At 64.6% G+C, this 21271-nt stretch carries 24 protein-coding genes; 8 read left to right on the top strand and 16 right to left on the bottom strand.

Going from position 1 to position 21271, the window contains the following annotated elements; genetic code table 11:
• Positions 1 to 7: 7 nt before the first annotated feature.
• Genes CB0205_RS0109610 through CB0205_RS0109590 form a run of 5 tightly spaced genes read right to left on the bottom strand, consistent with a single transcriptional unit; the run spans position 8 to position 2786 of the window.
• Positions 8 to 340, bottom strand: coding sequence for a DUF3082 domain-containing protein (locus tag CB0205_RS0109610; RefSeq protein WP_010316845.1), 333 nt, complete (start codon positions 338 to 340; stop codon positions 8 to 10).
• A gap of 21 nt (positions 341 to 361) precedes the next feature.
• The gene (ispE, locus tag CB0205_RS0109605) at positions 362 to 1294 is read right to left on the bottom strand and encodes a 4-(cytidine 5'-diphospho)-2-C-methyl-D-erythritol kinase (RefSeq protein ID WP_010316843.1); all 933 of its coding nucleotides are present in this window, start codon (positions 1292 to 1294) and stop codon (positions 362 to 364) included.
• Positions 1287 to 2123 carry a 16S rRNA (adenine(1518)-N(6)/adenine(1519)-N(6))-dimethyltransferase RsmA gene (gene rsmA, locus CB0205_RS0109600; RefSeq protein WP_010316841.1) on the bottom strand — a complete coding sequence of 279 codons (837 nt, stop codon included), beginning with the start codon at positions 2121 to 2123 and terminating at the stop codon, positions 1287 to 1289. The genes ispE and rsmA overlap by 8 nt, the downstream gene beginning before the upstream one ends.
• A gap of 38 nt (positions 2124 to 2161) precedes the next feature.
• Positions 2162 to 2524: a YraN family protein gene (locus tag CB0205_RS0109595; protein ID WP_029626282.1), complete on the bottom strand. Its 363-nt coding sequence runs from the start codon at positions 2522 to 2524 to the stop codon at positions 2162 to 2164.
• 22 nt (positions 2525 to 2546) lie between these two features.
• Positions 2547 to 2786 (bottom strand): hypothetical protein, encoded by a 240-nt coding sequence (locus CB0205_RS0109590; protein WP_010316837.1) that lies wholly within the window; start codon positions 2784 to 2786, stop codon positions 2547 to 2549.
• Between the two features lie 137 nt (positions 2787 to 2923).
• Between CB0205_RS0109590 and CB0205_RS0109585 the strand changes: the two genes are divergently transcribed.
• Together CB0205_RS0109585 and CB0205_RS0109580 are read left to right on the top strand one after the other, a co-directional pair.
• Positions 2924 to 3406, top strand: coding sequence for a pentapeptide repeat-containing protein (locus tag CB0205_RS0109585; protein WP_010316836.1), 483 nt, complete (start codon positions 2924 to 2926; stop codon positions 3404 to 3406).
• Positions 3406 to 3843, top strand: a complete 438-nt coding sequence (locus CB0205_RS0109580; protein ID WP_010316835.1) for a hypothetical protein — start codon at positions 3406 to 3408, stop codon at positions 3841 to 3843. Before CB0205_RS0109585 ends, CB0205_RS0109580 begins: the two co-directional genes overlap by 1 nt.
• Before the next feature lie 17 nt (positions 3844 to 3860).
• On the opposite strand, the gene CB0205_RS14640 is transcribed toward CB0205_RS0109580, so the two are convergent.
• On the bottom strand, positions 3861 to 5000 hold the full coding sequence (locus tag CB0205_RS14640) for a choloylglycine hydrolase family protein (protein WP_050778469.1): 1140 nt from the start codon (positions 4998 to 5000) through the stop codon (positions 3861 to 3863).
• Positions 5001 to 5109: 109 nt separating this feature from the next.
• Between CB0205_RS14640 and CB0205_RS0109570 the strand changes: the two genes are divergently transcribed.
• Both CB0205_RS0109570 and CB0205_RS0109565 read left to right on the top strand, forming a co-directional pair.
• Positions 5110 to 5556 (top strand): LexA family transcriptional regulator, encoded by a 447-nt coding sequence (locus CB0205_RS0109570; protein ID WP_010316831.1) that lies wholly within the window; start codon positions 5110 to 5112, stop codon positions 5554 to 5556.
• Positions 5549 to 6826: a Y-family DNA polymerase gene (locus CB0205_RS0109565; protein WP_010316829.1), complete on the top strand. Its 1278-nt coding sequence runs from the start codon at positions 5549 to 5551 to the stop codon at positions 6824 to 6826. The genes CB0205_RS0109570 and CB0205_RS0109565 overlap by 8 nt, the downstream gene beginning before the upstream one ends.
• Positions 6827 to 6832: 6 nt before the next feature.
• Here CB0205_RS0109565 and CB0205_RS0109560 read toward each other — a convergent pair whose 3' ends face one another.
• Positions 6833 to 7087, bottom strand: coding sequence for a hypothetical protein (locus tag CB0205_RS0109560; RefSeq protein WP_029626280.1), 255 nt, complete (start codon positions 7085 to 7087; stop codon positions 6833 to 6835).
• 120 nt (positions 7088 to 7207) lie between these two features.
• Entirely contained in the window at positions 7208 to 9310 is a 2103-nt protein-coding gene (gene dnaG, locus CB0205_RS0109555) for a DNA primase (RefSeq protein ID WP_029626279.1), read from the bottom strand.
• Between the two features lie 46 nt (positions 9311 to 9356).
• On the opposite strand from dnaG, the gene CB0205_RS0109550 reads away from it, so the two are divergent.
• Positions 9357 to 10232 carry a DMT family transporter gene (locus CB0205_RS0109550; protein ID WP_010316822.1) on the top strand — a complete coding sequence of 292 codons (876 nt, stop codon included), beginning with the start codon at positions 9357 to 9359 and terminating at the stop codon, positions 10230 to 10232.
• On the opposite strand, the gene CB0205_RS0109545 is transcribed toward CB0205_RS0109550, so the two are convergent.
• Positions 10229 to 10708 (bottom strand): hypothetical protein, encoded by a 480-nt coding sequence (locus tag CB0205_RS0109545; protein ID WP_010316821.1) that lies wholly within the window; start codon positions 10706 to 10708, stop codon positions 10229 to 10231. The two genes, CB0205_RS0109550 and CB0205_RS0109545, sit on opposite strands and share 4 nt — an antisense overlap.
• Positions 10709 to 10730: 22 nt before the next feature.
• Between CB0205_RS0109545 and ruvA the strand changes: the two genes are divergently transcribed.
• From ruvA to CB0205_RS0109530, 3 genes are all read left to right on the top strand, one after another.
• Positions 10731 to 11384, top strand: coding sequence for a Holliday junction branch migration protein RuvA (gene ruvA, locus CB0205_RS0109540; RefSeq protein WP_029626278.1), 654 nt, complete (start codon positions 10731 to 10733; stop codon positions 11382 to 11384).
• Positions 11385 to 11446: 62 nt separating this feature from the next.
• Entirely contained in the window at positions 11447 to 11716 is a 270-nt protein-coding gene (rpsO, locus tag CB0205_RS0109535) for a 30S ribosomal protein S15 (RefSeq protein WP_010316819.1), read from the top strand.
• A 1-nt stretch (position 11717) separates the two neighbouring features.
• Positions 11718 to 12149: a PAM68 family protein gene (locus CB0205_RS0109530; RefSeq protein ID WP_010316818.1), complete on the top strand. Its 432-nt coding sequence runs from the start codon at positions 11718 to 11720 to the stop codon at positions 12147 to 12149.
• Here the strand turns inward: CB0205_RS0109530 and CB0205_RS0109525 are convergent.
• From CB0205_RS0109525 to carA, 7 genes are all read right to left on the bottom strand, one after another.
• Complete coding sequence (locus CB0205_RS0109525; protein ID WP_010316817.1) at positions 12124 to 15663, bottom strand: DNA polymerase III subunit alpha; 3540 nt, start codon at positions 15661 to 15663, stop codon at positions 12124 to 12126. The genes CB0205_RS0109530 and CB0205_RS0109525 overlap by 26 nt on opposite strands.
• Positions 15664 to 15769: 106 nt before the next feature.
• The gene (gatA, locus tag CB0205_RS0109520) at positions 15770 to 17230 is read right to left on the bottom strand and encodes an Asp-tRNA(Asn)/Glu-tRNA(Gln) amidotransferase subunit GatA (protein WP_010316816.1); all 1461 of its coding nucleotides are present in this window, start codon (positions 17228 to 17230) and stop codon (positions 15770 to 15772) included.
• 48 nt (positions 17231 to 17278) lie between these two features.
• On the bottom strand, positions 17279 to 17524 hold the full coding sequence (locus tag CB0205_RS0109515) for a DUF1816 domain-containing protein (protein ID WP_010316815.1): 246 nt from the start codon (positions 17522 to 17524) through the stop codon (positions 17279 to 17281).
• Positions 17525 to 17577: 53 nt separating this feature from the next.
• Positions 17578 to 19227, bottom strand: coding sequence for a 23S rRNA (guanosine(2251)-2'-O)-methyltransferase RlmB (rlmB, locus tag CB0205_RS14635; protein ID WP_083797930.1), 1650 nt, complete (start codon positions 19225 to 19227; stop codon positions 17578 to 17580).
• Positions 19228 to 19245: 18 nt separating this feature from the next.
• Positions 19246 to 19602, bottom strand: a complete 357-nt coding sequence (locus CB0205_RS0109505) for a ribonuclease III domain-containing protein (RefSeq protein ID WP_010316812.1) — start codon at positions 19600 to 19602, stop codon at positions 19246 to 19248.
• A gap of 49 nt (positions 19603 to 19651) precedes the next feature.
• On the bottom strand, positions 19652 to 19999 hold the full coding sequence (locus tag CB0205_RS0109500) for an STAS domain-containing protein (RefSeq protein ID WP_010316811.1): 348 nt from the start codon (positions 19997 to 19999) through the stop codon (positions 19652 to 19654).
• 101 nt (positions 20000 to 20100) lie between these two features.
• Positions 20101 to 21246 carry a glutamine-hydrolyzing carbamoyl-phosphate synthase small subunit gene (gene carA, locus CB0205_RS0109495; protein ID WP_010316810.1) on the bottom strand — a complete coding sequence of 382 codons (1146 nt, stop codon included), beginning with the start codon at positions 21244 to 21246 and terminating at the stop codon, positions 20101 to 20103.
• Positions 21247 to 21271: the final 25 nt, after the last annotated feature.

Genomic DNA, 21271 nt, shown 5'->3' with positions numbered 1-21271 from the left:
TCGAAGGCTAGGGGGTTTCTTCCGCCTGTTCCCAGCCCGGTAAGAGGCTGCGGATAAATGTCAGGAACAGGCCCAATCCAATGAAGGCAAAGGTGAAGGTGGCCAGGAAGGTCATCCCCACCACCAGGGTCTTCATAAAGACCGCAATGCTCTGGGCAAAGCGGGCCTCGTACTGAGGCGGATGTTCGGCGTAGTAGCCCACCACCTTCCCGGCCAATTTCAGCGCAAGCCAGCCGAAGCCAAAGCTCGTCAGGGAGCCGCTCAAGAAGCTGATCGGCCCCTTGCGAGGTTTCTGCTTGGCGCTGGCGAGGTCTTTGCTGTCGCTTTGGGTCTCACTCACGCGGGGTGGATGGTGCTGCGTTCAGACCAGCGTGGCACCAGAGCCCGTGCAGCGGCACACCCAGGACTCAAAGCCAGCGGCTGCCAGGGGAGCGTCCAACTGCTGCTGCGCCGCTTCGGCGGCGTCCCGGTCGACGAACAAGGCAAACAGGCTTGGCCCTGAGCCGCTCATGGCCACCGCAGCGGCCGCCTCAGCCCGCCGCAGGATCGACAATCCCTCCCGAACGCTCGCCACCTCCGGCTCCACCACCCTCTGGAGGTCATTGCGGATCACCGGCAGGGGCGCTCCGCCGCTCAATCCCTGCAACAACGCTGCCTCACGTAGGGCCTGGCGCCGCTGCTCAAAGTCGGCCTCAGTCGAGAGGTAGTCCGCTCCAAATTGCTCCCGGCACTGCCTGTAGGCCCAGGGGGTGGAGACGCTGGACTCTGGATGCTTGATCAGCAGCACCCCCAGTGCAGGGGGCTCCGGCAGGCCTGCGGACTCCAGAACCTCGCCCCGGCCAAAGCACAGCTGGGTGCCGCCATCCAGGCAGAACGGCATGTCCGAGCCGAGCTCAGCGGCCATCGCCAAGAGCTGCTCAGCGCTGAACCCACAGCCCCAAAGCGTGTTCAGACCCACCAGAGCCGCCGCACCATTGCTCGAGCCCCCCGCCAGCCCTGCCCCAATGGGGATGCGTTTGGTCAGGTGCATTGCGACACCGAGCTCGGGCAGTCCCACCCGCTGCTTCAGCAACTCAGCTGCCTTGACGATCAGGTTGTTGCCATCGGTCGGCAGGTCCGAGCGATCACAGCGCAGGCTCACCGCCCCATCAGCCGTCGGGCGGAGGCTGATCGTGTCGGCCAAATCCAGGGTCTGCATCACCATCGCCAGCTCGTGAAAGCCGTCAGGGCGAAGGCCCAGCACCTCGAGATGCAGGTTGATCTTGGCGGGGGCGCTGACCTGCAGCTCAGCCATGGCGAGATTGCGTCGAGTCCGGGATGAGCCGATTCAAGCCCGCCGCCAGGCTCACCCAACGCTCTGGTGCCACCTCCTGGGGACGCTGCTGCAGACCGATCTCCGCGGCCTCGGTCAGGCTCTGCAACTGCTCAGCCTCCACCAGGCCCGAGAGGGTGTTGCGCAGCATCTTTCGGCGGGCCGCGAAACAGCGTCGCAGCAGCATCTCCACCGTTTTGGCCAGGGCTGGATCCAGTCGCTGCTCAAGCGGTAAGGGATCTAAGGCCACCACCTCACTCATGACCTTCGGCGGCGGCTGGAAGCAGCGAGGGGGCACAGGACAGACCGTGCTGCACCGCGCCAAGAGCTGCATCCGCACACTCAGGGCGGAATAGGCACTACTGCCGGGACGGGCCCGAATCCGCTCACCCACCTCCTGCTGCACCAACAGCACCAAACGGCGATAGGGCTGCAGCGCTGGGCGATCAAGACGTCCGACCAGCCGCTCCAACAGGGGCCCTGTGATGTTGTACGGAATGTTGGCGACCACGGCGGTGGCCTCCGGCAGCTCCACCGCCAACACATCCCCTTCGGTCAACGAGAAGCGCGGATTCGCACCAAAGCGCTCCTGCAGGCCCGACACCAGATCACGGTCCAGCTCAACGGCGCAGACCGCGCGGGCGGAGGACTCCAAGAGCCGCTCGGTGAGGGCTCCTCGACCCGGGCCCACCTCGAGGACCGTGTCAGCGGCGGTCAACTCTGCGGCCTGAAGAATCCGATCGAGCACGGACTGGTCCTTCAGCCAGTGCTGGCCAAAACGTTTGCGGGCGCGATGGGCCGCGAAGGACATCAGAGGACGGGCGCAGGCCTACGTCCACATTGCTTCACTCAGCGCCAAGGCAACCAACGCACAGGCCGGCGGCTTGGGGGCAGTGGGACCAAGGCACAGATCCATTCCCAGTGGCAGTCCTGATACTGCGGATGCCACTGCAACCAGAGCATCAAGCTGCTCTCCAGCCGCAACCGCTTGGGCCGCTTTAGGGCCGCCATCCCCCAGGCGTCCAGACCCGAGCGGGATCGGCCCTTGACCTCCACCAACAGCAGGCGCCCAGGTTTGTGGAGCAGCAAATCGAGCTCACCCCAACGGCAACACCAGCGCTGCTCAAGCAAGCGCCAACCGGCGGCCTGCAGCAGCCGCAGCGCCCGCTGCTCAGCCCAGTGGCCCTGCCGTTGTGAAGGAGAACGTCCGATCGCCTGCAGCCAGCACTGCCCCTCAGGATTCCCCTACGGATGGCAGCTGACCGCGCAGCTGCCGCAGGCAGTACTTGCAGCCGCCCGTGGTCACCAGGTGACGCTCGGGCGTGATCGAGATCTGACGGACCGGATGCTCCCGGCAGCGGATCTTGATCGGCGACTTAAAACTTCTGTATTGGATGCCGCTGTAGTCGTAGCGCTCCCCGAAGCGCGCCCTGGCCCGGGCCAAAAACGTATCGCGGTCGATCGGGTTGCCCATGGGCCTGCACTGGCGGTCGATCGCTCGACCCGTTCCGCTCAGTGAACCAAAAACGAGAGGGTCGTGAGGTTAGGAGAACAACCAACCGTCCCCACCCAGACACCCTGCCTAGGGTTGCCAGGCACCGGCTCTCCTCCATGCGTCGCTTCTTCCGGTCCCTGCTGTCCTCAGCGCTGCTTGCGCTGATCCTCCTTCTGGCGCAACCCGCAAAGGCGGCGATGGACTACGCCAAGCAGGTGTTGATCGGCCACGACTTCGCCGGAGTCGACCTGCATGGCGCGACCTTCAATCTGACGAACCTGCGGGAAGCGGACTTCCACGGGGCCGACCTGCGCGGCGCCAGCCTCTACGGCGCCAAGCTCCAGGACGCCAACCTCGCCGGAGCGGACCTCAGCGACGCCACCCTCGACTCGGCCGTCCTCGAGGGAACGGACCTGCGCAATGCGGTCCTTGAGAACGCCTTTGCCTTCAACACCCGCTTCAAGGACGTCCTGATCGATGGGGCGGACTTCACCAACGTGCCCTTCCGCGGTGATGTCCTGAAAACCCTCTGCGCCAGTGCCAGCGGCACGAACCCCGTGACCGGTCGCGTCACCAAAGACACCCTTGAGTGCAGCTGATGAGCTTCGATGCCCGCAGCCTGGAGCGCCTGCAAGAACTCGGCCGCTCCCTCCCCAAGCCCCTTCCCAAACCCGAGACCAGCGTCGAGCCGAAGCGGGCCTCAGCCAAACGCCATCGCGTTGAGACCGAGACCGATCCCCAGGCGCTATTCGGGGAATTGATGAAGGCCAGCCAAGACGGGAGGGTCCCCCCCCATCTGATGGATCGCCTGCGCCAGGCGGAAGCCGATCAAGAGCGCAAACGGCAAGCCGCCCAACGGGAGCAGCTGCAATCCCTACAAGGCCAAACCAACCGCAGCCCTGGTGGCCTGCAAGCCCAAGGCAAACCCCAGGAACTCCGGCCCAATCAGCAGCGCCGGCGCCCCGCCAACAGCGAAGAACAGGATCTCTATGTGGCCTTCCAGCAGTTTCTGCTGGAAGGGGACGAGGAGAGCTGAGACCAACCCCCTGGGACTCAGGGACTGAGCTCAGTGATCTGAGGGCGCTGATCCAAAGCCATCACCTGAATCGTTCCCCCATCCAAGGGCAGGCGATCAAAGCGAAGGCTGCGCAGATCTGGATTGTCGTAGGTCTGGATGTAATAGACGAGGTTCTGCTGATCAGCGGCAACACTCCACTCGGTGATCTCATAGGTGCTCGTGGCACCGGCGCCCCCAAAGGCGCCCCCGGGCGGTAACTGCACGCTTCCCGGCGGCAAATCAAACTGACCCAGAATTCGGAAGGCCGTCCCCACCTGCTGCTGGCTGCTCAGGTTGGTGGGCGCGAAACGACTCAGTGTCAGGGCCCGGATGAAGCGGGAGGTCGCCAGAAAATCTCCGGGTAGGCCATGCAGACCTGCGCCCGTACTGGCCGGGGGCAAGGCCAAGCCGTTGATGCGCATCTCCGGCGGTGGCATCGCGCTCAAATTGGCGTAGTTCCCTGCTGCCGCCAGGTGATACGGGAAGGGCGGATCGTTGGTATAGGCACCCGTGGGGTTGTCCATCAGGTTGAGCACCCCGTCGATGTATTCCACCGAAAGGCTCTGGCCGCTGCGATCGTGCAGGGTCATGTGAATCGGCAGCGGTCCACCGAAAGCCGGGACGCTGGCGCCGTTCACCAAAATCTTGGGCAAGCCGCGCTTGACCTCCGCGATGCTCGCGAAGTTCGTCAGCACATAGGTCAGCAGCTGCGCGCTGTTGATTGAGCGCTGGGTCTGCCCCGGCGGGACGGTTTGAAACTTGGCGTAGCCCGCGAAATACAGCAGTCCGCCGGCGAGGCCCTTTTCATTCATCCCATCGGGGACGACATCCTTGAGTCCCAGGGCATTCAGGCCCACCACGGCGTAGCGACTGGTCCAGGCCAGACCATTGCCCTGCCCTCCATCGGGGCCATTGCCCCGCAGTGGCGTACCCCGCTGAATCAGCACGGCCTGGCTGTTGAGCGGCTGGCCGAATTCCATCGTGCGCGCATAGACCCGACCGCCATCGGATCCGCGCAGCACAAAGCTGGTGCACGCCCGCAGAGGCGAAGCCGTCAGCCCGCCCAGTCCCGCAGCCGCCAGAGCGGCGACGAGCGAGTGAGCCGGCCGGCGCAGGCGGCGAATCCAGCGCTCCATCGATCCAGGGACAGGCACAACCACCACCCTGACCATCCGGGACGGAGACGGCAACATCAACCCCAGTGGTACACCCGAACTATCCTGAAGGGGTGTGTCGGGTGCGTGCGTGTCGGTCCCTGTTGTTCTGATCGGCGGGCTGCGGGACGAGCGCCCGCGGCGGCCGCTTCCCTTGGCCAGCAGCACCGTGGCCGCCGGCTTCCCCAGCCCCGCCGACGACTACATCGATGTCGGCATCGACCTGAACGAGACCCTGATCCGGCACCCCAGCAGCACCTTTTTTCTGCGGGTGAGCGGTGATTCGATGGTCGAGGCCGGGATCCAGCACGGCGACCTGCTGGTGGTGGACCGCAGCCTCGAGGCCCGACCGGGCCATGTCGTGGTGGCCGTGCTCGACGGCGCCTTCACCTTGAAGCGCCTCGCCCGCCACCAAGGCCGGTTGCGGCTCGAGGCCGCCAACAGCGCCTATCCCCCGCTCGAACTGCACCACTGCGGCGACGTCCAGATCTGGGGTGTGGCGATCCACGCCATTCACAGCCTCTCCGCCCATGGCTGACGCCCTCGGGCTGATCGATGCCAACAACTTCTATGCCAGCTGTGAGCAGGCCTTCGATCCAGCACTGCTCGGCCGCCCCGTCGTGGTGCTCTCCAACAACGACGGCTGCGTGGTCTCCCGCAGCAGTGAGGCCCGGCAACTCGGCATTGGCATGGGCAAGCCCTACTTCCAAATCGCCGACGAGCTCCAACGGCACGGTGTCGTCGTGCGCAGCTCCAACTACGCCCTCTACGGCGACATGAGCCATCGGCTGATGAGCAGCCTGGAGCCCTTCGTCGCCGAGCTGGAGGTCTATTCGATCGATGAAGCCTTCATCCGCCTGCCCAGGCCGCACAACGGTGACCTCATCCCCTGGGCCACGGCCCTGCGCAGCCGGATCCGTCACAACCTGGGTCTGCCCATTGCCATCGGTCTCTCCACCAGCAAGGTGCTGGCGAAAGTGGCGAACCACATCGCCAAGGGGGATCGGCAACACGCCGGGGTCTTCGACCTCAGCCTCCCCGGGGAGACCACCAGCTGGCTCAAGCAGACCCCCGTGGAGGACCTCTGGGGTGTCGGCCGGCGCCTGAGCCGTTGGTGCCGGCTGCGGGGCATCAGTACGGCGCAGCAACTGCGAGACATGCCCAGCGGAGAACTGCGGGCCAAAGCCGGGGTGGTGGGACTGCGCCTGCAACTGGAACTGCAGGGCATCAGCTGCCTGCCCCTGGAGCAGCAAGCCGGGGACAAGCAGGAGACCTGCGTGAGCCGCAGCTTCAGCCGCCCCGTCACCACCGAAGAGGAGCTGCGCCAGGCCATCGCCAGCTACATCAGCCGCGGCGCGGAGAAGTTACGGCGGCAGCGGCAACGGGCTGGCCGGCTCACGGTGTTTGCCCGCACGAGTCCCTTCGCCCCCGGCTTCTACAGCCAGGCCGCCAGCCTCAGCCTGCCCCTGGCCAGCAACGACACCGGCGTCCTGCTGCGGGCCGCCTGCCGGATGGTTCCCAGCCTCTATCGGCCCTACAAACGCTTCGCCAAGGCCGGAATCCTGCTGCAGGACCTGCAACCGGAGAGTCAGCTGCAACACCACCTCCTGCAACCCCTCAGCCAGGTCGAGCAGCAGCGCCGGGAGGCCCTCATGGCCAGCATCGATCAACTGAACCGTCGCTACGGCAGCGGGACGGTGCAGTGGGCCGCCTGCGGACTCCAGCCGGCGTGGTTGATGCGACGGGAGCAACTCTCCCGGGCCGCCACCACCCGACTCAGCGACCTCCCCACCGTCTGGGCGCGCTAAGGGGACTCAAACAGCGCCGTATTTCGCGGTGCTCTGTTTGACGCAGAAGGTTTTGGCCTCCTCGATGGAGTCGAGCTTCTCGATGCGCTCGGCAACGCAGTTGCAGGTGTCTTGCACCATGCCGGGCGGTGGCGTTTTACCCGCAGCCTTGAAGTCCGCATTCATCGCCCTGGAGCACTGGTTCTGAATGATCTGAACGACCATGTTCTGCGCCGAGACAGACGCAGGAACCAACAGGGCGCTGCCGCCGAGAACAGCCACACCGGCGGCGCGGGTCGCGAGCGAACGGACGTCAGTCAGGGGAGAGACCGGAGAGCTTCAACCTTGTGATAGCGACGCTGAGCCGGAAAGAACAGGGCTGTAGGGAAAGGACATTCCGCCCTAGGCCGGCTGAGCGTCCTGGGACTCAGCAACGACGTCTTCAAAGCTGGCGCGCCGTTGGGAATCGAGGTGTTCGATGTGTTTGCGCTCGTTGTAATAAAGGTCCTGAAAGCGCAGGGCATCGCTGTTGAGCTCGGCAAACATCGCCTCGATGCGGGTTTCCATGTCGAGGCTCTCGGCCGCCGCCTCAGCGGGCGGGGCCTGGGAGTCATCCAGCAGCCGGGCAATGCAGCGCTCGAGGGTCTCCAACCGCTGGCTGCTCCAGGCATCCAGGAGGTGACGGGCACGCTTCATGCTGCGCTGGCGCTCCAGTGCCGCGGTGGCACCCCGCAGCTGAAGGGGGGGATTGCTCAAGGAAAGGCGTTGAACGTCACTGGGCTCCAGCAGTGGAGTCAAACGCCCCAGCAGTTCGCTGGGCAGGCCGGAGTCGGGATCGTCAGCAAGCAACAGCTGATCACTGAGCAGCCGCGGTAGATCCAGGTCGGCCAGCTCCGCACCGGCCTCGCTGCCGCGGTTGATCGCCTCCAGGCGTCCAACCCCCAGGTTGTCCTCCTCCAGCGAACTGATCACCGCCCAAAGCTGGCGGTGGTGGGCAATGGCGAAGTCGTCGAGTTCGCGGCGCCGCAACTCGGCGCGAATCGGACCGCGATAGGCCGGGCAGTGGAGATAGAGGCGCAGGACCTCGGCCTCGGCCCGCTCCCGCAGGCCCGCCTCACCGGGCTGCTCCCAGCGGCGGGAGCGCCCATGCCAGCGCTGACCTTTGACCTGCTGGCGCAGGTCGTCCTCCAACTGCAGAGCGAGCCGCGCCTGGCCACCACTGAGGCGCTCGGCCACCTGCTGGAGGTAGCGGGAGCGAACGGCGCTGGCGGGCAGCTTGCCCAGCAGCGCCACCAGATCCGTGACCGCCTTTTGGAACTGGTCGGCCTTGCTGAGGTCGCAGCCGTGCAGGACCTGGTCGATCTGCCAATCGAGCCAGAGGGGGGATTGATCCAGCAGGGAGCGGTAGTCCCCTGCGCCGTGCTGCTTGAGGAATTCATCGGGGTCCTTGCCGCTCGGCAGGTGGAGAACCCGCAACTCCAGCTGCCCCTGCAGGGCCAACTGCTCCACCTCGCCAATGGCGCGCTGGGCGGCCCGGACACCAGCGCCATCGGCATCAAAGTTCAGGATCAGCCGTTTGCCGTCGCAGCAGCGACAGAGCTGGGTGATCTGCTGATTGCTCAGGGCTGTCCCGAGGGCCGCAACCGCATTGGTGATGCCCGCGGCATGGAGGGCGATGACATCGAAATAGCCCTCCACCACGACCGCGCGATCGGCCTTGCGGATCGCATTGACAGCCTTATCGAGGCCAAAGAGGTGTTTGCCCTTCTCAAACACCTCCGTCTCCGGAGAGTTCAGGTACTTCGGCTCACCGCCATCGAGGCTGCGGCCACCAAAGCCAATGATTCGGCCCTGGCGATCCGCGATCGGAACCATCACCCGATGGCGGAAGCGGTCATAGAAGCCATCCCCGCCGCGGCGTGGCACCACCAGCCCGGCCGCCTCCAATAGCTCAGGACTGAGTCCCTCCACCTGTTGGAGATGGCTCAGCAGACCATCCCATCGCTCCGGGGCATAGCCCAGACCAAAGGCCTCAAGGGTGGCCTCATCAAGACCACGGCTGGTCTTGAGGTAGTCAAGGGCCGCGGCGCCCTCCGGAGCGCGCAATTGTGAGCGGAACCATCCAGCAGCCAGGGAGAGGGCCTTGTGGAGTTGATCCCGGCGCGAGAGCTGCTGCCGCAGTCGTTCCTGCTGAGGACCCTCCAGGGTCTCCACGGGAAGCTGGTACTTGCGCGCCAACTCCAGGACGACGTCACTGAAGCTCTGACGCTGCAACTCCATCAAAAACTTGATCGAGTTGCCGCCGGCGCCACAGGAGAAGCAGTAGTAGAACTGCTTGGCCGGTGACACCGTCATCGACGGTGATTTGTCGTCGTGGAAGGGGCAAACCCCGACGAATTCCCTGCCCTTCTTTTTGAGCACAACGTGCTCGCCCACCACATCGACGATGTCAGCGCGCTCTTTAACGGCCTCGATCGTGCGGGGATGGAGGCGAGGGACTGACACGCTCCGGGCGCAAGTGACGCTCCAGGATGGCAGGGCTGGCCTGTGGATGCTGTCCAGCACGCTGAGCTTCAGCCTGATGGGGGTCTGCGTCAAAGCGCTGGGCGGCCGGATCCCTGTGGCCGAGGTGGTGATGGCTCGCTCCGCCATCAGCCTGGTGCTGAGTGTCGCGATGCTGCGGCAGGCCGGTCTCGATCCCTGGGGACAGCGCAAAGGGCTGCTGATCCTGCGCGGCGCCATCGGCACGGGGGCCCTGTTCTGCGTCTTCGCAGCCCTGGCCCAACTGCCCCTGGCACCCGCCACGGTCCTTCAGTATCTGCAGCCCACCTTCACGGCACTGCTGGCCTGGCTGCTCTTGAAGGAAAGACTCGGGGCCAAGGTTTGGATCGCCGCGCTGCTGGGCTGGCTCGCGGTCCTGGTCCTCAGCAACCCGATGGAGCTCATGGGCCTGCTTGGGCCCCTCGGCAGTCGATTACTGCAGGTTCAGGCCACGCCCTTGCCCATGGGGGGCGTGCTGCTGGCCCTGGCGGGAGCGCTGTTGTCGGCTTGTGCCTACGTCAGCGTGCGGGCCCTTGGCCGCACCGAACATCCCCTGGTGATCGTTTTTTACTTCCCCCTGGTGGGGTTGGTGCTGACGGCGCCACTGGTGCTGCTGCAGCCGGTTTGGCCAAGCACCTGGGAACTCCTGGCCTTAATCGGCGTTGGGGTCTTCACCCAGCTGGGCCAGATCGGCATCACCAAGGGATTACTGGGGATGCCAGCGGCGCGAGCGACGGCCATGAGCTACGGCCAGGTGCCGCTGGCTGCCCTGTGGGGATGGCTGCTCTTCCAGGAACCCCTGGACCCCGACACCACCACGGCCGCAGTGCTCGTGTTGGCCGCAACGCTCCTGAGCCTGAAACCACAGCGACGCCAAGCGGCCTAGGTCTGCTCACCCTTCAGCGGAAGGGGATAGGTCAACCAATCCTGGGTCGTGCCGTCCTCACTGCCACTGGGCCGGGCCAAGCGCCAGCTCTGGCCCCGCTCACCGCGCTGCAGATACAGGTCAAAGGCGCTATCGACGCGAATGGGATCCCCGGCCAGCCGCCAATCAAACCGCCCCGTGAGATGGATGCCTTTGCCGCCGCCAATGGGGAGGCTCTCCTGGGATTCCACACGCACCCGGCTGACCTGGGGTGGGCCAGAAGCATCCAGGGTCAGGGCATCGGCGATGGAGCGCTGGGTGAGATCGATCTGCAGCGCAAGGGCCGAGAGCAGCACCTTCTGGGGGGGCTGACCAGAACCGCCACATCCACCCAGCCCGAGGACCAACACGGCTGACAACAGCAGGGCCAAAGCCCAGGTCAACAGGCGAGAAAGTGGTGCAAGGCGATCAGCCTGGGCGGTCAGACCGGGCAGCATGGCGGGCAGTAAGCGTCTCCCCATGATCGGCTGGCTGCAAGGGCAACTCGCCGATCGCTGGCACCTGAACAACCGATTCGGGGTCCTGCTCGTCTGCTCAGGGGTGGGATACGAGGTCCAGATGCCCCGTCGCCACTGGGATCAGCTCGGGGGAAACGGCACCGAGGCCGCCCTGCATGTCCACCAGGTCATCCGCGAGGACAGCTGGACGCTCTATGGCTTCTGTGCACGCCATGAGCGCGATCTCTTCCGCGAACTGGTGGCCGTCAGCGGCGTCGGCCCCCAGATGGCCCTGGGGCTGCTTGGGCAACTGAGTTGCGAGGAGCTGGTGCGCGCAATTGTGCAGGCCGATCTTCGCCAGCTCTGCCAGGCGCCTGGGGTGGGGAAGCGCACCGCCGAGCGGCTCTCGGTGGAACTGCGCACCAGGCTCCAGCAGCGCTACGGAGAAAGCCTGCAGTTGAGCCAGTCGGACGATCTGCAGGTCAGCGACAGCGGAGAGGGTCCGGCCGCGGGCGTTCGGGAAGAGGTTCAGCTCACCCTTTCGGCGCTCGGCTACGAAGCCCTGGAGATCAACCGGGCCCTGCGGGCGATCAGCCCACAGGGCCCTGAACTTGGGGAGGACGGCGACGCCTGGCTGCGGGAAAGCCTGCGCTATCTCTCCCGCGACGTGGCCTGAGACCTGGGTGTCCCACGGGGCAGTAAGTTGGTTGTTTGCACCGTCAGGGCCAGACGCCGCGCATGCCGCTCGACACCACCAAGAAGCAGGAACTAATCAACGCTCACCAGACCCATGGCACCGACACCGGTTCCGTGGAAGTTCAGGTGGCGATGCTGAGCGAGCGCATCAGCAAGCTGAGTGGTCACCTGCAGGGCAACATCCATGACTTCTCGTCCCGCCAGGGTCTGCTGAAGATGATCGGCCGCCGCAAGCGCCTCCTCAGCTACCTGCGCAGCAACAGCGAGCAGCGCTATTCCGACCTGATCAAAAAGCTCGGCATCCGCGGCTGAGATGGCAAACGAGGGGAAAAACCGCTCCCGCCCGCAGAAGGGCGGCGGCGGACTCGCGCCAAGCGTCCCCCCGAGCCAATCCAAAGCAGCCCAGGGTCGCTCCAAGCCCACCAACCCACAAGCCATCCCACCGGCCGTCGCCAATCGAATGGCGCGGCGGGTGGGCATCGCCACCGGCATTCCCACGGTGATGGGCATGGCCACATTCATCGTGAGCTATGTGGTGGTCAGCCGTGGAATTCTGGACATTCCCCCCGCCGCCACCCTGGTGACGTCTGGGGGATTTTTCCTATTGGGCCTGCTCGGATTGAGCTACGGGGTCTTGTCAGCAAGTTGGGAAACCTCAGCAGGAACCCTGCTGGGATTTGAGCAGATCGGCGTGAACATCAGCCGGCTGCGCCACTCTGTTAAGCGGCCACCAGCTTCGAGCTGAGCCGGGCCCGGAAGGCCTGGGCCTCCAGACTGCTGAGGGCGGCACGACTGTCGCGCACGCAGAACTGGTGGCCCAGGCGCACGTAGCGCACCTGGCTTTGGTCCTTGACCATCGCCACCACAGGGACACGAACACCTCCCTCGTCTTTCTCGGTGCGGTGCTGGTTCAGGCATTCCCGCAGCTTGTGCTGAATGGCGATGTCGCTGGCCTGCGGTCCATCCAGTTCCACCACAAGAAACTGGAGCTCGTCGATGACACGGCAGTCGTCCACGATCAGCTGGACCTGTTCATCGCGCCGGTCGACGGAGGCCCAGACCAGCAGCCGGGCATCGACCATCAGGTGATCCGAAAGGCGGGCGTAGGTCTTGGGGAAGACCACCGCTTCACAACTGCCGCTGAGATCCTCCAGCTGCAGGACCGCCATCCGATCCCCCTTGCGCGTGGTCACCGGGCGTAGGCCTGAGACCATGCCAACGACGCTGACCCGCGCCTTATCGGCCTGCTCCTCGAGGCCACCCAGGCCGACGGGTGAAAGCAACTGGACCGGTCGGGTCAGCTGCTTGAGCGGGTGATCAGAGAGATAGAAACCAACCAGTTCCTTCTCGAGCCTGAGCTTTTCGGTGGGCGGATAGTCCTTGACCGGTGCCGCCTTGGGTGCGGTGCTCAGGTCAGATCCACCCCCCTGGGTCTCCTCTGCATCCCCGCTGGCTGGAGCCGCAAACAGGTCAAAGAGATTGCCCTGGCCACTGGCGCGGTCGCGGGCGCGGGACGAGGCCCAATCAACGATCAAATCCAGATCGGCCATCAGCTGGGCCCGGTTGGCCTCCGGCTCGAGGGCGTCCATGGCACCGCAATGGATTAACGCTTCCAGGGAGCGGCGGTTCAAGGTGGTGCCGGGAATGCGATCGCAGAGATCGGCAAGGGACTGGAAGGGACCGTCACTGCTGCGGGCCTCCAGCAGGGCACGAATCGCCCCCTCGCCGAGATTGCGCACGGCCGAGAGGCCAAACAAGATGCGATCGCCGACGGGGGTGAAGTCAATCCCGGAGGCATTCACATCGGGGGGCATGACCTCGATCCCCATTGCATTGCAATTGGAGATGTAGCGCTGCACTTTGTCGGTGCTGCCGGCATTCACCGTGAGCAGCGCCGCCATATAGGCAACGGGGTAGTGGGCCTTGAGGTAGGCGGTCTGATACGTCACCGCGCCATAGGCGGTGGAATGGCTCTTGTTGAAGCAGTACTCCGCGAAGAGCACCATCTGGTCGAAGAGCTCATCGGCGATCTTGGCGTCGACACCGCGCTCACTTGCACCTTTGACAAAGATGTCTCGGTGCTTCTGCATCTCCGAGACTTTCTTCTTACCCATGGCCCGGCGGAGAAGATCCGCCTCTCCAAGGGAATAGCCCGCCAGATCCTGAGCGATCTTCATGATCTGCTCCTGGTAAACCATGATCCCGTAGGTCTCCTGCAGGATCGGCTCCAACTTGGCGTGGGCGAAATCAATCGCCTCGCGGCCGTGCTTGCGGTTGATGAATTTGGGAATCAGCCCCGCGTCGAGCGGGCCCGGTCGGTAGAGGGCCAGGATCGAGGAGATGTCCTCCAGGGAGGAGGGCTTGAGGTCCCGCACGATCTGGCGCATCCCACTGGATTCCAGCTGAAAAATGCCCTCCAGGTCTCCGCGCGCCAGCAGGCCAAAGGTGCCTTCGTCATCCAAGGGGAGGGCATCGGGATCGATGCTGACCCCTGAGCTCTGCTTCACCAGATCGACGGTTTTGTCGATCATCGTGAGGTTTTTCAACCCCAGGAAGTCCATCTTCAACAGACCCATGGACTCCACGTCTTCCATGAAGTACTGGGTGATCACCTGACCGTCGTTGTTGCGTTGCAGCGGAACGACTTCATCCAGGGGATCCGCGGCGATCACCACACCCGCGGCGTGGACACCAAAGGTTTTGTTGGTTCCCTCAATGCGCATCGCCATGTCGACCCAACGCTTCACTGCGGGATCGCCGAGGTACTTCTCGCGGAACTCAGGGGCGGGTGATTCCTCACCGATCATCTCCTTGAGCTTGGCGGGTTTGCCGCGCACCACAGGAATCAACTTGGCGAGACGATCGGCATCGCCGTAGGGGATATCCAGCACCCGGGCCACATCCTTGAGGACGGCCTTGGAGGTCATCCGGTTGAAGGTGATGATCTGGGCGACCTTGTCTTCGCCATAGCGCTCGGTGACGTAGTCGATTACCTCACCACGTCGCTCGATGCAGAAGTCCGTGTCGATATCAGGCATCGACTTGCGCTCTGGATTCAAGAAGCGCTCGAAGAGCAGACCGTTAGTGACCGGATCAATGTTGGTGATGCCGAGGGCGTAGGCCACCAAGGAGCCGGCGGCGGAACCGCGACCAGGGCCCACCGGGATGCCGTTGTCTCGGGCAAAGCGGATGTAGTCCCAAACCACCAGGAAATAGGTCGGGAAGCCCATTTGCTCCATCACCTGGAGCTCGAAAGCGAGGCGTTCGCCATAGGTGGCCTCGAAACCGCTGCCCTCCGGAAGCCCCAGGCGCGCGCGTAGTCCCTGCTCGGTCACCTCCCGCAGATAACTCACCGGGGTGTGCCCCTCAGGGATTGGGAAGCGAGGCATTTGATAGCGCCCAAGGATGTCGTAGTCCTCGACCTTCTCGGCCACCAGAGCCGTATTGGCAACGGCCTCGGCCACCACCTCGGGCTCCAGGTGGTCCGCGAAGAGTCCGAGCATTTCCTGCTCGCTCTTAATGAACTCCGTCCCCGTGTAGCGAAGACGCTTCTCATCGGTGACCAACTTGCCCGTCAGCACGCACAGCAGGGCGTCGTGGGCCTCGGCGTCATTGCTGGTGAGGTAATGGGCATCGTTGGTCGCCACCAACGGAATCCCCAATTCCTTGGAGATCTTCGCCATCTCCACATTGACGATCCGATCTTCCGGGGAGCCGTGGTCTTGAATCTCGAGGTAGAAGTCGTCACCAAAGACCCCCTGGTACCAACGGGCCACATCCCGGGCCACATCGGGGCGGCCCCGCAGGATCGCCTGGGGAATTTCACCGCCCAGACAAGCCGTGGCAATGATCAGGCCCTCGCTATGGCGCTCGAGGGTCGGCTTATCGATGCAAGCTCTGGAGAAAATGCCCCGCCCGCGCATGCCCCGCAGGTGGCTGATGCTGGTGAGCTTGACCAAATTGCGATAGCCCACCGCGTTCTTGGCCAGGACAACCAGGTGGTAGCGGCGCTCCTTCTTCGGTGGGTTGGGGTCATCAATGGAGCCATTGATGACATACATCTCGTTGCCGATGATCGGCTTCACGGAACTGCCGCGGCAGAGCTTCAGCAGCTCAATCGCGCCGTACATCACACCGTGATCGGTCAGGGCGATCGCCGGCATTCCCAGCTCCTCAGCCCGCTTCACCATGGCCGGCAGCTGACTTGCCCCATCCAGAAGGCTGTAGTCGCTGTGGTTATGGAGGGGGACGAAGGCCAAGCGCGAAGAAAGCGGTGGAGCCGAGGCTGAGCCCAGGCTAAGCCGGCAACACCAGATTCAGGGTCTAAGCCACCACTTCTTCAGCCCGGCACGCCACCACTAGGGATCAGGGCACCAAGGACGCCTGGGGACGCTTGTCCATCACGCGCGCGGCCTGCTCGTAGTGATAAGCGACCTGGAGCAGGCGCTCCTCTTGAAGAACACCGGTGATGAGTTGCACGCCAATGGGCAGGCCAGCCCCATCAAAACCGCAGGGGAGGCTGATGGCCGGCAGACCGGCCATGTTGGCGGGAATGGTCAACAGGTCAGCCAAGTACATCGCCAGGGGGTCTTCAGCGTGGGCGCCGAAGCCAAAGGCAGTGGTGGGTGAAGTGGGGGTGAGCAACACATCCACCTGACCAAAGGCGGCGTCGAAGTCACGGCGAATCAGGGTGCGGACCTGCTGCGCCTTTTTGTAGTAGGCATCCACGTAGCCGGCCGAGAGGGCATAGGTGCCAATCAGGATCCGGCGCTTGACCTCGTCACCGAAGCCTTCGGCACGGCTGCGGGAGGTCATCTCCGCCAGGCTCGCGGCATCCTCAGCCCGGTAGCCGTACTTCACGCCGTCGTAGCGGGCCAGGTTGGCGGACGCCTCCGACGGGGCAATCACGTAGTAGGTGGCGATGCCGTCGTTGAAGCGGGGGCAGCTGACATCAACGAGGTCACAGCCCAGGGCCTCAAGTTGGGCCGCAGCGGCCATCACCGAGGCCTTGACCTCAGGGTGCAGGCCCTCGGCTTCAAAACACTCCCGCACGATGCCAACGCGCAGTCCCGCCACGGGTTGGGTCAAAGCCGCCCGGTAATCGGGTACGGGGGCCTTCAGACAGGTCGAATCGCGGGGATCCTCACCGGCGATCACCTGGAGCAACTCGGCGGCATCCGAGACGCTGTTGGCGAAGGGCCCCACCTGATCCAGGGAGCTGGCGAAAGCCACCAAGCCATAGCGGCTGACACGGCCATAGGTGGGTTTGAGACCCACCACCCCACAGAAGGAGGCGGGCTGGCGAATGGAGCCGCCGGTGTCGGATCCCAGGGAACCAACACACTCACCAGCTGCAACGGCGGCGGCACTGCCACCGGAACTGCCCCCGGGAACCTTGTCCGTGTTCCAGGGGTTGCGGCTTGGGCCGAAGACTGAGGTCTCGGTCGAGCTGCCCATGGCGAACTCGTCGAGATTTGTTTTGCCAAGCAGGACCGCGCCGGCACCCCAGAGCCGATCTGTCACCGTGGACTCATAGGGGGGAACGAAGTTCTCCAGCATCCGGCTGGAGCAGGTCGTTCGGATCCCACGGGTGCAGAGGTTGTCCTTGATGGCCAGGGGAACACCCGCCAACGGCGGGAGCTCAGCACCAGAGGCCCTCAGGGCATCGATCCGGTCGGCATCGGCACGGGCCCGTTCAGCCGTGACCTCGGTGTAGGCCTTAACGCTGGGCTCAACCGCCTCGATGCGGCTGAGGTGATGGTCCGTGAGCTCACGGGCGGACACGTCGCCGCTTTTGAGCTGGTCGCGCCACTCGGCGATACCCATCAAACCCAGGTCCAAACCAAGGGTTGACGCTATCAGCCAACCCGTGAGCTAACCCTCGGCCGCAATGGTCAGGGGCTCGGCGCGCCGGGTCTTGATCAGGGAGTGGTTGACCTCAGCAGCTCCTTCGCTGCGGAGGTCAGCCAGAAAAGGACGCAGCGCAGCCTCAAGGCTGCTGCGCCGGATGTAGGGACCAAACCAGTAGGTCACATCCGGCCGCCTCGTTTCAACGCGGGCCCACCAAGCCAGACCAAACCCATTGGCAATGCTGCGCAGAGGCCGAAGAAGGGGCGTCATCCAGACGGGAGGCGATAACACCATTCTGGCTCCGGAATGGGCAAGCGCAGCATTCAGAGCTTGATGTCGGAGGAGAACGTCGCGGTTGGATCCGTCCCATCGGCCCCATCGGTCTGTTCGACAACCGCTGCTGAATCCCCCAAGAACTCAGCCATCACATCGGCCACCAGCTGATCGGCACGGGCCTCTTCAGCGGGACTGAGAACGATGTCGTCCTCGGGAACAGCGGAGGTCGCTTCTGCACTGCCTTCTTCCGGCAGCTCCAGGGGGGCAGGCGTTGGCAACTGAGGACGCACGATCCGCGGGGCCGGCGCGGCCCCCGAGATCTGCTTCATCCAGCCGCGACGGGCCACCTCATAAAGCACCATCGCGGTGGCGACCGAGGCGTTCAGGCTGGGGGTGGCGCCACGGATCGGGATCCGCACCAGCTGATCGCAGTGCTTGCGGGTCAGCATCGAGAGACCATCCCCTTCTGAGCCAGTCACCACCACCAGGGGACCGTCCAGGTCAGCCTCACTCAGGGCAACACTGCCCTCCCCCGCCAGACCAATCACCCGGTAGCCCTCGTTCTTCAGACTGTCGAGGGCGCGGTTCAGGTTGACCACTCGGGCCACGGGCAGGTGCTCCAGGGCTCCAGCAGCCACCTTGGCGACGGAACCGGTCAGACCGGCACTGCGGCGCTGGGGCAACACCAGCCCATGGGCGCCGAGGGCTTCTGCGCTGCGGACGATGGCCCCAAGGTTGTGGGGATCGGTGATGCCATCGAGGGCCATCAGCAGCGGGGGCTCACCCAGGTCGCGGCAGCCATCGATCAGGGTGCCCAGATCCAGGGTGTCGGCGGCCGCAGCCTGCATGACGATGCCCTGGTGCACCGCCCCATTGGTCAGCTGGCCGAGACGCGACCAGGTGACCTCCTCCACCAGCACGCCGCCGGACTTGGCTTCCCGCAGCAACTGAAGGAAACGGGGCTGAAAACGCATTTCCGGGGTGCACCAGATGCGGTGCACGGGACGGCCGCTCTCCAGGGCCGCCTGGGCCGCATGGCGGCCCCAGATCAAATCATCGGCGGGATAGGCGTTGAACCGTTCGGCCTCACCAACGGGAACCTCGACGGCGATGGGCTTGGCCTGGTCGCGATCACGGGAGAACGGCTTGCGCCCGCCACCCTGCTCGTCGCGACGAGCGCCAAAACGCCCCTTGCCGCCAGGGCGGTAACCGTCCCGGCCGGACTCTTGAGCCTCGTCGCGGAAGCGATCGGAGGAGCGTCCCTTCAAAAACGGGCGGCCCTGGGGTCGCGGGCCGCGGCGCTCGGGCCGACTGGAGGCCTCACCCCGGCTATCGGGGCGGCCCTCCGAGCGGGAGAAGCGCTCACGTCTCTCGCCACCACCACCGCGCTGCTCTCCGTCGGGACGCCATTCGCCGCGGGGAGAAAACGGACGGGACGAGCCGCCACGGAAGCCAGATCGGTCGCCAGGACGACCTCCAGGACGGCCACCGAAGCGGTATCCCGGACGTCCACCGCCGGCCTCGTCCCCGCCAAAGCGGTTGCCACCCCGATCCGATCCGAAACGCTCGCCGCCAAAACGGTCGCCGCGACGCTCGCCGCCGGATCGATCATCGGCAAACCGTCCGCCGCCGCGGGGTGGCTTCCCTCCACCTGGGCCCGAGCGCTGGTCCTTACGACGATCAAAACGGGGGCTCATGGTTGTCAGGCAAAGGGGTTATCGGTCGGCGTCCTCGAGTTCTGCCAGCAGCTGTGCAAGGCGGCTGGGGTTCTGCAGAAAGAGCCAGCCAACCATTGTCTCAAATCCCGTGGCCTTGCCATAGACACCAGCCTCTCCCTTGCGGGGCCCACGACCCGCTTTATTGCGTCCACGCCGCACCCACTCCAGTTCGGCCTCCTGGAGCAATCCCTTCTCCTGCAGCCGATCGAGGGCCTCCGCCTGGGCATCTGCGCGGACATCCGCCACAACGGCTCGATGCAAATCGGAACTGCGTCCCGGCTGGCGGCAGCGGCGCATGCGCTGGTGCAACTCCCAGACCGCATCCCCTAGCCAGGCCAGCTGAAGAGGACCCAACTCCCCGGGCCATCCCGGTGCTTGGAGTTGGGTCAGCCAGGCTGCCGAATTAGGCGGCGATGGCTCCGAGGGCGGTGTTGAGGTCTGGCTGGAGATGGAGAAACTCCTCAAGCCTTACCAGTTTCACCGTCTGGACGACCCTGGCATTGCCGACCACCAAGAACTGGATCTTCTGGTCGTTGCAGTGTTTGGCGAACTGCACAAGGGCACCGAGACCCGAGGAATCGATGAAATCGATCTTGCTCAGGTCCAGCACCAGCGGCTGCGGGGTGCTGGTGAGGTGGTCGTTGATAAAGGCGAGAAATTGCTTCTCGGAGTAAGCATCCAACTGCCCGGTGAAGCTGAACAGGAGACATCCGTCCTGCTGTTCAAAACCACCGCGTAGAGAGACGGTCAATCGCTGCAGATCAGTGATGGCTGCTGACCTCTGACGTCACTGGCGATCGCAGTGTAGTGAGGGTTTTCGAAACGGGCACGACCGCAACAAACTGCGATCGATCAGCCCCGTCGCTCGCTCATGAGCGCGGCGAAACGGCCGAAGTGATGGTCGGCATCGTGGGGGCCAGGACTGGCCTCTGGGTGGTACTGCACCCCGAAGATCGGCTTCTGGCGATGGGCAAAGGCCGCCACGGTTCGGTCGTTGAGATTCAGATGGGTGACCTCCATCTGATCGGCCGGGAGCGAGTCAGCGTCCAAGGCGAAACCGTGGTTTTGGCTGGTGATTTCCACCACACCGGTGGTCCCGCACGGGTGGTTCAGACCGCGGTGGCCATAGCCAAGCTTGAACGTGCTTCCACCAAGGGCTAGGCCCAGGATCTGGTGCCCCAGGCAGATCCCGAACAGGGGCAGTGCCTCCTGCTCAACCAACGACTTCGCCAGGTTGATCCCACTGGTCACAGCCGAGGGGTCGCCAGGGCCGTTGGAGAGGAAAACACCTTCAGGCTGGCGCTCGAGCACCTGCTCCAAGGTGGCGTCGGCCGGCAGCACCGTGACATCGCAGCCATGGGCCACCAACCGTTCGAGGATGGCCCGTTTGATGCCGAAGTCGATCGCCACGACCTTGTACGGGGTCGCGGGATTGTCCTGGAGGCGTTGATCGAAGGCAGCAGGGCAAAGGGATGACCAGGTGTAGGGCTCCCTGGTGGAGACGTCCTTCGCCAGGTTCAAACCAGCCATTGAGGGCATCGCCTGGACCCGCTCCAGCAACTGCTGGGGCGTGATGCCGTCAGTACTGATGGCACCGTTCATGGCACCGCCCTCGCGCAGGTGGCGCACCAGGGAGCGGGTATCAATGCCGGAGATGCCGACCACGCCGTGTTGCTCTAACCAGGCCTCGAGGCTGCCTTCACTGCGCCAGCTGCTCTGGGTGGGAGCCAACTGACGGGCGATCACACCGCGAACATGGGGGACATCGGCCTCTTGATCACTGCCGTTGACCCCGGTATTGCCCAGTTCGGGATAGGTGAAGGTGACCAACTGCCCGGAATAACTGGGGTCGGTCATGACCTCCTGGTAACCGGTCATACCGGTGTTGAAGACCACTTCACCGAAGGCCGTCGCTCTGGCGCCAAAGGCTTCACCACGCAACACCAGGCCGTCAGCCAACACAAGAAGGGCTGGTTGAGGGGTGGGTGAGCTGCTCATGCCGACATCTTCCCTTAAGGGAGTT

It is taken from the genome of Synechococcus sp. CB0205, from assembly GCF_000179255.1.
Classification (GTDB): Bacteria; Cyanobacteriota; Cyanobacteriia; order PCC-6307; family Cyanobiaceae; genus Vulcanococcus.
Note: the sequence above shows the minus strand (reverse complement) of the source record. Positions and strands in the feature narration are given on the sequence as shown.